This is a genomic window from Agrilactobacillus composti DSM 18527 = JCM 14202 (genome assembly GCF_001436375.1).
Taxonomy (GTDB): Bacteria; Bacillota; Bacilli; order Lactobacillales; family Lactobacillaceae; genus Agrilactobacillus; species Agrilactobacillus composti.
Genome location: NZ_AZGA01000077.1, coordinates 117487 through 129325, shown reverse-complemented (window position 1 = coordinate 129325; position 11839 = coordinate 117487). Strand labels below are relative to the sequence as shown.

The 11839-nt window shown below is 45.5% G+C and carries 13 protein-coding genes and 1 tRNA gene; 7 read left to right on the top strand and 7 right to left on the bottom strand.

Going from position 1 to position 11839, the window contains the following annotated elements:
- Positions 1 to 378, top strand: a 378-nt coding sequence (locus tag FC83_RS13140) for a group II intron maturase-specific domain-containing protein (RefSeq protein ID WP_275472424.1), incomplete at its 5' end; no start/stop codon positions are given.
- A 92-nt stretch (positions 379 to 470) separates the two neighbouring features.
- Here FC83_RS13140 and FC83_RS13135 read toward each other — a convergent pair.
- Positions 471 to 827 carry a hypothetical protein gene (locus FC83_RS13135; protein ID WP_052004553.1) on the bottom strand — a complete coding sequence of 119 codons (357 nt, stop codon included), beginning with the start codon at positions 825 to 827 and terminating at the stop codon, positions 471 to 473.
- A 221-nt stretch (positions 828 to 1048) separates the two neighbouring features.
- On the opposite strand from FC83_RS13135, the gene FC83_RS13130 reads away from it, so the two are divergent.
- Positions 1049 to 1291: a hypothetical protein gene (locus FC83_RS13130; RefSeq protein WP_035452078.1), complete on the top strand. Its 243-nt coding sequence runs from the start codon at positions 1049 to 1051 to the stop codon at positions 1289 to 1291.
- A 60-nt stretch (positions 1292 to 1351) separates the two neighbouring features.
- On the opposite strand, the gene FC83_RS13125 is transcribed toward FC83_RS13130, so the two are convergent.
- On the bottom strand, positions 1352 to 3877 hold the full coding sequence (locus tag FC83_RS13125; protein ID WP_035451901.1) for an excinuclease ABC subunit UvrA: 2526 nt from the start codon (positions 3875 to 3877) through the stop codon (positions 1352 to 1354).
- Between the two features lie 111 nt (positions 3878 to 3988).
- Here FC83_RS13125 and FC83_RS13120 point away from each other — a divergent pair, with 111 nt between their 5' ends.
- A complete protein-coding gene (locus FC83_RS13120; RefSeq protein ID WP_035451902.1) occupies positions 3989 to 5020 on the top strand; it encodes a branched-chain amino acid aminotransferase in 1032 nt (343 codons plus the stop codon).
- 64 nt (positions 5021 to 5084) lie between these two features.
- Here FC83_RS13120 and FC83_RS13115 read toward each other — a convergent pair whose 3' ends face one another.
- The 3 genes from FC83_RS13115 to FC83_RS13105 form a co-directional block, all read right to left on the bottom strand.
- The gene (locus tag FC83_RS13115; RefSeq protein ID WP_035451904.1) at positions 5085 to 6203 is read right to left on the bottom strand and encodes a DUF4097 family beta strand repeat-containing protein; all 1119 of its coding nucleotides are present in this window, start codon (positions 6201 to 6203) and stop codon (positions 5085 to 5087) included.
- Positions 6181 to 6543: a PadR family transcriptional regulator gene (locus tag FC83_RS13110; protein ID WP_035451906.1), complete on the bottom strand. Its 363-nt coding sequence runs from the start codon at positions 6541 to 6543 to the stop codon at positions 6181 to 6183. The genes FC83_RS13115 and FC83_RS13110 overlap by 23 nt, the downstream gene beginning before the upstream one ends.
- A 137-nt stretch (positions 6544 to 6680) precedes the next feature.
- Positions 6681 to 7334: a metal-dependent transcriptional regulator gene (locus FC83_RS13105; RefSeq protein WP_035451908.1), complete on the bottom strand. Its 654-nt coding sequence runs from the start codon at positions 7332 to 7334 to the stop codon at positions 6681 to 6683.
- A 156-nt stretch (positions 7335 to 7490) separates the two neighbouring features.
- Between FC83_RS13105 and FC83_RS13100 the strand changes: the two genes are divergently transcribed.
- The 3 genes from FC83_RS13100 to FC83_RS13090 all read left to right on the top strand — a co-directional run bounded on the left by FC83_RS13100 (position 7491) and on the right by FC83_RS13090 (position 9138).
- Positions 7491 to 8102 (top strand): histidine phosphatase family protein, encoded by a 612-nt coding sequence (locus FC83_RS13100; RefSeq protein ID WP_052004554.1) that lies wholly within the window; start codon positions 7491 to 7493, stop codon positions 8100 to 8102.
- Between the two features lie 63 nt (positions 8103 to 8165).
- Positions 8166 to 8238 (top strand) — tRNA-Thr (locus FC83_RS13095).
- A gap of 222 nt (positions 8239 to 8460) precedes the next feature.
- A complete protein-coding gene (locus tag FC83_RS13090; protein WP_035451909.1) occupies positions 8461 to 9138 on the top strand; it encodes a hypothetical protein in 678 nt (225 codons plus the stop codon).
- A 93-nt stretch (positions 9139 to 9231) separates the two neighbouring features.
- Here FC83_RS13090 and FC83_RS13085 read toward each other — a convergent pair whose 3' ends face one another.
- Positions 9232 to 10014, bottom strand: coding sequence for a PhzF family phenazine biosynthesis protein (locus FC83_RS13085; RefSeq protein ID WP_035451911.1), 783 nt, complete (start codon positions 10012 to 10014; stop codon positions 9232 to 9234).
- A gap of 171 nt (positions 10015 to 10185) precedes the next feature.
- Complete coding sequence (locus tag FC83_RS16965; protein WP_081763034.1) at positions 10186 to 10521, bottom strand: zinc ribbon domain-containing protein; 336 nt, start codon at positions 10519 to 10521, stop codon at positions 10186 to 10188.
- Between the two features lie 229 nt (positions 10522 to 10750).
- On the opposite strand from FC83_RS16965, the gene FC83_RS13075 reads away from it, so the two are divergent.
- Positions 10751 to 11839, top strand: a 1089-nt coding sequence (locus FC83_RS13075) for an RNA-guided endonuclease InsQ/TnpB family protein (protein WP_236700842.1), incomplete at its 3' end; no start/stop codon positions are given.

Here is an 11839-nt window from a genome sequence, read left to right as displayed (position 1 = left end):
ATCACTAAGCGAAACCGTGGGGTTAGTCTGGGGACCATTTTCAGCGATATCAAGCGGAAAATGCGTGGCTGGTTACAGTACTACGGTATCGGACGTATGAAGAGCTTTCTTAAAGCCTTAGATGCCTGGCTACGCACGAGGATTCGACAATATATTTGGAAATCATGGAAGAAAACTAAAACGAAGTTTAAGAACCTTAGAAAGTTAGGGGAATCGGTGTCAGAAGCGCGGATATTCGCTAATACCCGCAAAGGGTATTGGTATACCGCACACACTGGCGTGCTGAAATATACCCTGACAAATGAAAAACTGGAACGTCTTGGACTTTTGAACCTGTCCAAGGCCTTCCAGTATATTCAAGAACGCTTAAATTATTGAACCGCCGTATACGGAACCGTACGTACGGTGGTGTGAGAGGTCGGTGAATGAACTAATCATTCACCTCCTACTCGATTGTAAGTCTGGCAATTTTAAGACAAAGCTTCTTTGGTATCAATATGTTTTTCCTTGTCAGCTAGCCAATCCGGCCAGCTTTGTTTGGTGGTCAGACCATCTTGGGTATAGGTTTGGTCAATTTCAGTTAAGTAGACAACAAACTCGGCATAGCGATCAGCAAACAAACGGGCGATTAACTGCTCCCGTGTAAAACTAATGTTATCAAAAATATAATTATTAATGGCAACAATAATATCTTGATGATCTTGTTCACTAAGCACATCTAAGTTACGATTTTTAAAAAGTCCCAAATAAAATTCAATGAATTTTTTGACCGCCCGGCCCTGAGATTCCTTAGCCAATTGGTCAATTTTTACAAATTTATCAGCCATTTTCTCACCTCAGTTTCTTCCTATACCTCAATTCTAGCCCTGAAGGTCAAATTTTGCAATTTTTGACGAAATATAATAATGCCAATATGAATAGCCTATATTGCATTAAACAATAATAATTTAAGATATTAATTAAAAAATATTCGAATATTGTATTGATTTTAGCATTTAAAACCATTATAGTGGTGACACCAAAAGGAAAGTAGTTATAGGTGATCAAGATGAAAAAAGAAGCGGTCCAATTAGAAAAACAATACCAATGTCAGGTCAAAGAAGACATGGATGCCCCATTTGTTGGTAAAGTTGAAAAGCTCTATGAGAACTCAGCTTTATTGACGATTACGGATTTCAATGCCAAAGTGGATAACTTGAACGTGGAAGAACTCAATCACCGGATTGTGGTGAATTTCCGCCACTTCCTCAAAGAAGCCACTGAACCAATGCCAAAGAAATCTGAGGCCTAATTTAAACAGTCAAAAGCGCGTCTGCCTCCTAATTTAGGGGCTAGGCGCGCTTTTTGAGTGCTATTGGTTAAAGCGTTGCAGTTCTTGTTGTAAATAGTGACCGGTGATGCTGTTAGGGCTTTTGGCCAAGGCTGCCGGACTGCCGGCCACTAGGATCTGACCACCGGCAGCCCCACCTCTGGGACCCATATCCACACAATAATCGGCATTGGCAATAATGCTTAAATCATGTTCGATGGTGATCACTGTAGCCCCTTGGCCTAGGAGCCGGTCAAAGACCTTTAAAAGGGTTTGAATGTCTTTAGGGTGTAACCCCACGGAGGGTTCGTCAAAGACATATAGCGTGTCTTTTTGCTGCCGGCCCATTTGGGTGGTGAGCTTCAACCGCTGGGCTTCCCCGCCGGATAGAATTGGTGTGGCTTCCCCCAGGGCTAAATAACCCAGGCCCATTTCGGCCAAGGTGGTGAGCATGGTGGTGATAGCTTGCTCCTTGGCAAACACTGGGATGGCTTCAGTCACCGACAAGGCCAGGATATCGGCGATGGTATAACCCTGCCATTTGATGCCTAAGACTTGGGGATTGTAGCGCTGACCGTGGCAAGTAGGGCAAACCTGCTCAATATCTGGTAAGTATTGAATGTCCAAATCAATGGTCCCCGTCCCCCCACAAGTGGGACAGGCGCCATCTTTTAGATTGTAGGAGAAAGTGCTGGCGGTCATTTTTTGTGCTTTAGCAGCTGGTGTTTGGGCAAATAAGGCCCGGATGCGGTCAAAAATCCCCGAGTAAGTGGCCACGGTGGAACGATTGGTCTTGCCAATGGGGGTGGAGTCAATCATTTGAATATGACGAATTTTGTCATTGGTCAAACTAGCCACTTGCTGGGGCAGGGGCGCGTGCTTGTTTTGGGCTTTAATGGCCGGAATCAGAGACTTTAAGATCAATGTTGTCTTACCAGCCCCAGAAAAGCCGGAGACCACGCTGAGGCGGTTTAAAGGGAAATCTACTTGTAAGTCGTGGAGGTTGAAAATATCCGTGATGTGCAAGCCTATTTTTCCCTGGTCAAAGACGTTAGCTGTATGTTGCTGGCGGCTGATCAATTGAGCTTGCCCGGTTAAGAAGGGGGCAATCAAAGATTTGGGATTGTGTTCCACGTGTGCCACACTGCCCTGGGTCAGGATACGACCGCCCTTGACCCCAGCCCCGGGCCCAATTTCTAAAATATGGTCGGCACTGGCGATAATGCTGGGGTCATGTTCCACCACCACTAGGGTATTGCCTAGGGCTACCAGGCGCCGCAAGATTTTCAATAGGCCTTGAACGTTGTCCGGGTGCAGGCCCACGGAGGGTTCATCCAGTACGTATAAGACGCCGGTGGTTTCGTTATGAATCGTCTTGGTTAATTGGATCCGCTGTAATTCCCCAGTTGATAAAGTCATCCCCGCCCGATCTAGCGTCAAATAATCCAAGCCTAAATCCACTAACGGCTGTAAATTCTGAGCCAGTTCCACGGTCAGCCGTTGGCCTAAAATTTGCATGTCCTGGGGCAACGCCGGTAAAATACGGGCGTTGAAGGGTAATAATTCCCCAATGGTCAACTGGCTGACTTGGGCGATGTTTAAACCTTGGATCAAACTGGTGAGCAACTTGGGATTAAACCGGCTGCCGTGACAAGTGGGGCAGACGCCAAAGTTGTAAAACCGGTCTAAGCGTTTTAAGGTGCGCTCATTGCTAGTATTTTGGGCCGTATCTTCCACGGCGTTAAAGGCATTTTCATAAAGGGCATGATCCATGTTAAAGACTCGGCCGGTGGAACTGGGGATAGAGATTTTATATTGCTTTTTGGGGCCATGTAAGACAATGTCTTTTTCCTTGGGAGTTAAGTCCTTATAAGGAACATCGATTCTGACGCCGATTTGTTGCACCACTGTGGGCATGAAATTACGTCCTGGCAGGCGCCAGGCGGCTACGGCCCCGTCTTGGATGGACTTGGTTTCATCCCCAATTAAGGTGTCTGGGTCGATCTGGCGCACGCGACCTAGCCCGCCACAAGTGGGACAAGCGCCAGTTGAGTTAAAGGCAAAGTCTTCAGCACCAGGCACTCTGAAGCGGACGCCACAGGTGGGACAGGTGATTTCACCCATCTCAGCGCCTTCTTTGGCCATGGCCCGGGCCACTTCAATGGTGGGGGGGACTTGATGGCCATTGGGACAGCGATGAGATCCCAGTCTAGAAAACATTAAGCGAATGATGTTCAAACTTTCGGTCATGGTGCCCACTGTTGAACGAATATTGGGCACGCTGGGGCGCTGCCGCAGGGCAATGGCCGCGGGTAAGTATTGGATGGACTGTACCGCACTGGCCGGGGCTTGGGTGATGCGCCGGCGGGTATAGGTGGATAAAGCCTCCAGATAGCGCCGAGAACCCTCAGCGTATAATACGCCCAGGGCCAAAGAAGATTTTCCTGAGCCGGAGAGGCCAGAAATAGCAGTGAATTTGTTTAAAGGGATCGCCACGTCGATATGTTTCAAATTATGAATATACGCATCGTGGACCAGGATGTTTTGGGGTAAATGAGTTGTCGTCACAAGGACCACCTTTCTGAAAATTGCTAAAAATTAGAGATTAATTAAAACAAGTATAGCATTTTGTCATAATTTGCGTTATTATGATAGAAATTACTAAGGGGGAATTTACAAATGGTAGTAAAAGTTTCAGATATCGATTGGAATAGCTTGGGCTTTGATTATATGCAATTACCTTACCGCTATCTTGCCTATTATCGCAATGGCAAATGGGAAGAAGGCAAATTGACCGAAGATCCTAATCTACATATGAATGAAGGCTCACCAATCTTACACTACGGCCAAGGGGCCTTTGAAGGTATGAAAGCTTATCGGACCAAAGATGGCTCGATTCAATTATTCAGACCAGATCGCAATGCCAAACGGCTGCAAGACTCTGCTGATCGGGTGCTCATGCCAGAATATCCTATCGAAGATTTCATCAATGCCGCTAAGCAATTAGTCAAAGCTAATGCCGATTATGTGCCACCTTATGGTACTGGCGGGACTTTATACATCCGACCATTATTGATTGGGGTTGGCCCAAATATCGGGGTTAAACCAGCCGATGAATATATCTTCACGATGTTCTGTATGCCAGTTGGCCCTTACTTTAAGGGTGGTTTGACACCAACGAACTTCATCGTCATGGATTATGACCGGGCAGCTCATAAAGGGACTGGCCAAAGTAAAGTCGGTGGGAACTACGCTGCCAGCTTAAAGGCCGGCAAATATGCCCACGAACATGGTTACAGCGATGCCGTTTATTTGGATCCTGTTGAACACAAACGCATCGAAGAAATCGGCTCTGCCAACTTCTTTGGCATCACTAAGGGCGGCAAGAAGTTCTTAACACCGAAGTCCCCATCTATTTTACCAAGTATCACCAAATATTCACTCTTGTATCTGGCTAAAGAACGCTTAGGTCTGGAAACTGAAGAAACCGAAATCTTCATTGACGACTTAGACATGTTTTCTGAAGCCGGTGCCTGCGGGACGGCCGCTGTCATCGCCCCAATCGGTGGTTTGGAATATGAAGGCAACTTACATGTCTTCTACAGTGAAACTGAAGTCGGCCCAGTTACCAAACGCTTATACGACGAATTAACCGGTATCCAATTCGGGGACGTTGAAGCCCCAGAAGGCTGGATCGTGAAAGTTCAATAAGCCAACATGACGCAATTCAAAAGCATCCCAAAACAAGTTTAGACTTGTCAGGGATGCTTTTTTGTCAGGCGATGACCACGGTGCCGGAATTGGCGGTGGCGGTCAATTGATAAATTGGTTCATTGCCATTGGTGGTGGTCCCCATGGCGGCTCCAGTGACTTGCAGGTCATAGTGGGCCGGCCGCTTTAACTTCACGGCGCCAGAGCGGGCTTGCAGACTAAATTTGAAATCAGCATCCGCCGGGGTTTGCACATTAACGGTCCCGGAGTGGGCGGAAAAGTGCAGGTCCCCGTTGACCTTGGTCCAGGCCGCTTTAATAGTGCCAGAGTGGGCGGAAAAACTGCCAAAGCCGCTGAGATCTTGGGCCTTGATGGTCCCAGAGTGGGCGGCAATGTCCATTTGCCCTTGGACCCCGATCAAGCGAATGTTGCTGGCTTTCGTATGCACGGTTAAGGTGGCCGTGATGAGACCATCAGCCTTGAAATTACCGGCACTTAGCAAGATATTCATATTGTTGGCCTGAACTTGGTCAACTTTGGTATTGCTGGCTTTAATGGTCAGGTTAAAATTAGCCTTCGTTTGAAAATTGGTGAAATTTAACAACCCAGCACTGACCTGACCACTGATATCGCCAGCAAACGCCTTAGGTAGGGCGATGGTCACCGTGGAATGGGGATGGCCAAAGGGGGTCAGGTAGTGGAGCCAGCTGACATTAGCTACTTTTAAATGTAAGGTGGGGCCATCTTGAACCAAGGCTAAGCGATAAGCTGCCAGTTCCGGTTTTTGATCTTGGCGGATATGCAAGGCATTATCCGGGCTTTGCTGAAAATTCACCGTGCCAAAACCAATGGCCAGGTCCAGGTTTTGAACAGCGGCTATATCAAAGCTTTGGGTAAAAGCCGGTTGGGTGTTGTTTGCTGCATTAACGCCTGATTCAGAGGGAGTAGGCTGCGTTTTACCCCGGCTGATGAGTTGTAAGACTTCATTTAAGTCCCCTAAACTCGCCACGGCAGCTTTTACCGCCGCCTCCGGGGTTTTGGCCGTGCCGGCGATCAATAGATCCTCGGCATGTTCTGAAACGTCATTTTTGACTTCTTGGTAGAAATCCATAATTTCCGCGGTTCTAGGGTAGCCGCTGAATAGGCGCTGTAGAGCGTCATCAATAATTATTCCATTGATCATGCGATAATTCCCCCGTCACTAGTTTTGTAATAATATCCTTGGCAAAGCGCCATTCTTGGCGAAAATCAGCTAACTGCTGGGTGCCGCTGGCGGTGATGCGGTAATATTTCCGCCGACCCCCTTGGCTTTCGTCCCCATAATAGCTTTCTACCCAGCCATTTTTGGTCAGGCGTCTAAAAATTGTGTATAACGTGGCTTCATTTAGCTGGTATTGGCCTTCGGACAGCTGGGCGACTTGTTGGACCATCAGATAGCCGTAAGAGTCGCCCTGGGCCAAAATATTCAAGACGATGCCATCGGTGGCACCGCGAATCATTTCTTTGGATATATCTTTTGCCATGATGTCCCTCACAATCCATTATTACTGTTTGATACACAGTATCGTACATCACATTACTGTGTCTGTCAAAGTAATTGTATTGTCCTCAAAAAAAGACCTGATCAAAGACGTTTTAAGTCCTTAATCAGGTCCAACAGCTATGGTTCTGGTGGGTTCATAAAAATAAAAGTCGCTGCATTCAAACCGATCTGCAGTTCCTCTTGACCGTTTTTAGTGACGGTCAAGGGGCCGTCAAAGGGTGCTCGGCTATCGATTTTAAGCTGGTCACCTAATTCCAAGTGGAGTTCAGCAAAATAGTTTAGAAACTCGTGATTATCAATGACCCGTTTGATCGTAGCCGTTTGCCCATCTTTCAAGTCCGCCAGCATCACGGCGTTATCGTTTTGTTCAGGGCTATTATCTGGTATAATACCGCCATGAGGGCAATGCGTCGGGTAGTCTAAGAACTTATTCAAACGGTCAATCAAATCTCCACTCGTGGCATGTTCCAAAGTGTCGGCTGCTTGATGGACATCGGATATGGTATAGCCCAAGTCATCCACTAAAAAGACTTCCCAAAGCCGATGTTTCTTGACCAATTCCTTAGCCAATTTATGGCCCTCAGCGGTCAGGGTGATTTGGTTGTAAGGGGAGTGCTCCACCAATTTATCTTTGACCAAAGCTGCCAGCATTTCGCTGACGGAAGGGGCGCTGACGCCCATAATGTCAGCGATATTTTTATTAATGATTTTACGATGATCATATTCCAATTCGAAAATGATCTTCAAATAGTTTTCTTTACTTGGAGACATAGTTGTTCCTTTCGTTTTCAGAGAATATAAAGTATTGTATTATTGAAGTCTCGATAATACAAGTATAAACGTTCCGAAGACTTTTTTGAAGCGATAAACATGACCCAATCAATGCTGATTAAAAATAAATGTATGTAAATGGAGGATTTTAATAAGATGCAACTGACTTTAGTACGTCACGGCGAAACCGATTACAATATTAAACACATTGTCCAAGGCGGGGGCAGTGATATTCCTTTGAACGATGCTGGGCATACCCAAGCACAAGCCTTGGCGCCATTTTTCAAAAACCAAACCTTTGATGAAATCCTTGTTAGTCCCATGATCCGGACCTTGGAAACGGTGAAGGACTTATTAGGGGCCGATGTGCAATTTGATACGGACGATCGCTTGAAAGAAATGAATTTCGGGCAATGGGAAGGCCAAAGTATTACCGCCTTGCGGGCCGAATACCCCGGCTGTTTTGATCGAGCCGGTTTGATCTTGCCCGAATATGTGTCAATTGCCCATGGGGAAACCTATGAAGCTGTGCGGCAGCGTACCAGTGAAGCTGCTTATGATGCCTTGAATAATAATCCTGACGGCAATGTGTTATTTGTATCCCATGGCTCGGCGATTCGGGCCATGACTGCCGAATTGATGCGGGTGGCGCAAGTGCAACAGTTTGGCCAAATTGCCAATGTGGGCGTAGTGCACTTTGATATGGGTCAAAAACCCACTGAAGAACTACGCTTAGACTTTTATAACCGCACCTATATTGATTATTAAAATTCAAAGAAAAGTACTTGCCAGCTCACCCCTTTTTTTGCTATACTATTTCTTGCGGTAATTGCCGCTTTAGCTCAGCAGGTAGAGCATCACCATGGTAAGGTGGGGGTCGCCGGTTCAAATCCGGCAAGCGGCTTGATAGTAAGTTAACCGGGCATTTTAGCGTTGTAGGCATGTCGTCTACAGCGCTATTTTTTTACGATTTTTATTTTGGGAAAATTCGCAATGACGCCGTTTTACTTGATAAGGTAGGGGCAAATTATTCGGCTTTATTTAAGTTTTACAAAAAATAGCAGTATTTTGATGGTTTTTTGTGTAAAATGGGAGTGGTTACGAAAGAAAAGTAAGGAGAAATTGTATGCAATCAACCCAAGTGATCGGGAAAAAGCACCGGACCTTAGCACTGATTTTATTAGTACTCTTTGGCCTATTAATCTTTTTTCAACGCAGAATCATCTTAAATACCAATGCCACCCCGTTGTTTTTATCTTTGTTGTATTTAGTAGCAGGTCTATTATTAATGGGGCTGGTGGTGAATTATTACAAAGTTGCTGTCCACCGCGTGCGGCCCCCCTATTATAAAACGGCCTTTTTGGATGCGCCCCATTATTATTATATGCTATTATTTTTAGTCCTTATCGCCGGCATCCAATTAGTGACCGCCTGGCTGCAAGCTCAAGATCTATTAGGTGCCTATGACCTGCAACAAGCCATGGCGCAACAATCTGGCGTGAATTTGTGGGCTGTTCGGATTTTCATGGTGGCCTTTTTACCCGCCATCCAGCAAGGTCTCTTCAATGGTTTGGCCTTTAATGAACTGTTCGTGGGTCACAGCCTAGGGCAATATTTTGGCGGTTTAGTCCTAGTGGCTATCCTCAGTGGCCTCTTTGCCGGGACGGCTTTTGGCCCCATGTTGATCATTCAAACCTTGATTGGGGTTTTATTAGGGCTCAGCTACCTCAGTGCTAGAAATCTTACCACCCCAATTTTAATTCAAACGATTAGTAGTTTGATATTTGTATTACTTTATTCTTAACCTGCTGGGAATCATCATAGCGTGTCAAACGCATTGAAAAAAGCACTAGCCGCAATCATGACAAATGATTACGGTTAGTGTTTTTTGGTAGGGTTATACATAAATTTCCCCAATTGAATAAAGCACTGCTTTACCACTGAGTAAGGTTCTTGAGCCTTGATAATCACAATACAAAACACCAGAACGGGGTGAAGCTTGATAGGCTTTGATTTGCGTTTTACCAAGGCGTTTGGCCCAATAGGGGACAATGTGGCAGTGACCGCTGCCACAAACCGGGTCTTCTGGCACAGCTAGCTTAGGTGCAAAAGAGCGGGACACACAATCATATGTGACACTAGCCACTGTGGCATGTTGCAGGAGCCCGTCCAACTGACTTAATTGGGTCATATCTGGTTTCAAGTTGGTCAAGTTCGTACCGTCAGGGAAGACGCAAAGTAAATCTCGGCCTAGATAGGCGGCTTCTGGTTCAACGCCAAAAGCGGCCGTCATTTTCGCCGTCACCGGCACGGATTTTAAATCATAAGATGGAAAATTCATTTCATACAAATCGCCCTTTTGCGTGACCGTCAAGTTACCACTTTTCGTTTTAAAGGTAACGGTGGCACTATCTTTGGGCGCAGCATATTTAAAAACTAAAAATCCAGTCGCCAAAGTGGCATGGCCACATAGGTCAATTTCACCACCTGGGGTAAACCAGCGTAAATCATAATGGGTACTATCTTTTTTCACCGCGAAGGCAGTTTCGGATAATTTATTTTCCATAGCAATATTTTGCATTAATTGATCACTGGGATACTTCGGTAGAAAAAGGACGGCGGCTGGGTTGCCCTTAAATACTTCATCGGTAAACGCATCTACAATATAACTTTTTAGCATTATTCAAACTGCTTTCTAAAACGTATGCAAATATGATCAATGGTGATCACATCCAGTCTATGGTGTCACTTCATATTTAGACCGTTAAGCTACGTTTTTCGTCGATTTCGTAAACGCCGATATTCCCCCTTCTGAACAAGTCAGTTGGGACAGTGACCGACTGGAAAATCATCAATGAACGGTTACCCGTTCCGGCGGAAGCCCCGCCGCATACGCAATTAAATTTTGAACGGCATTCTCATCACGATTCATGACCGTGCCACATTCGTAACAGCGATAAGTGTCATGATCATGGTAAATGCTGTCGCCTTGAAGGGTCATCTTACCGCCATAACTGTCGGTAGTTTTGATAAAGCCGCAGTTCGAACAACGCTGGGTGGACGGAAAGAAACGGTCCGCGATCACCACGTGTTGATGCTGCCAAGCAGCCTTGTACTCGATCGCCGTGCGCAGTCGGCGAAAGAGACTGCGCTGCAGGTTTTTGACCTTATCCTTTGATGCTGACATTTGACTACGAATGACTATATTTGATCACATAAACAGTAATCATTTGAGTCCTCCTTGGGTAATTCATGAGAATATCGGAAAGGAAACACGGGATTTCAATCCCGTGAGAAATTCCGATTGAGTTTGAAGAACTCAAATTATTTATAAATATGTGCCTACTTTGAGCACTATTTTTTCTTTGTGGTTGCTAGATAAGTTATAATAACTATAAGAGGAAGGGGTGATCAAAATGCTGTTAAGCCTAACGGTAAAGGCTAAACTCAAACTAGATAACGCTACTGATTCCGCTAAATTTCAGGAGACCAGTGAACAATATCGCTCGGCCTGCAATCATGTTTCTGAGTACATTTTTAACAATTATTTTGAGTTGAGTACTTTCAAAATCCACAAAAAGATTTATCGAGACTTGCGACAACGCTTTGGGCTGAAATCACAACTGGCCATCTCTGCAATCAGAACGACGGTTGCTCGTTATAAAACTGTTCAGACGCAACTGCGACGCAAACCTATGGCCTATGCCACCGGTAAAAAAGATAAAAAGGGCAAAGAAATTTATCTAAAAATCTCCAGAGACCTGCACTGGCTTTGGAAACCGGTCTATTTTCAGCGCCCGCAAGCTGATTTAGTCCGTAACCGAGATTGGTCTATCATCGCAGATGGTGAAAAGTTATCCATCAATACGCTTCAAGGTCGGGTGAAGGCTCGCTTTGTGTTGAAAACTGGCTTTGAACAGTATCTGGATGGCACCTGGGAGTTTGGTGGTGCAAAACTAATTAAGTCTGGGACCAATTGGTTTTTACACATTGCAGTTAATAAAGAATTCCCTGAATTGGCCCGTAATGATATGCAACACGTTGTGGGGCTTGATCGTGGCATCCGGCAATTAGTCACCGCATATGATGACCAGGGAAAAACAACGTTTTTCAATGGTCAAGCTATCAACCGTAAACGGCATCACTACAAAGCGCTGCGGGCTAGTTTGCAAAAGCACAATACCAGAAATTCCAAACGGCGTATCCGTCAAATGGGCAATAAAGAGAACCGCTGGATGACTGATCTCAACCATCAGCTGTCTAAGACACTTATTGCGAAGTATGGACCAAATACCTTGTTTGCTTTAGAAGATCTGGTCAATGTTCGTTTTGCCATGGAAAAAACGGTCAAAGATAAACGCTATGAGAAAGTATCTTGGGCATTTTATCAGCTGGAACAGATGCTGACCTACAAGGCTATCCAGGCAGGTGCTGCAGTTATCACGGTTAGTGCGGCTTATACCAGTCAGCGCTGTCCTCACTGTGGCGAGATCAAGAAGACGAAT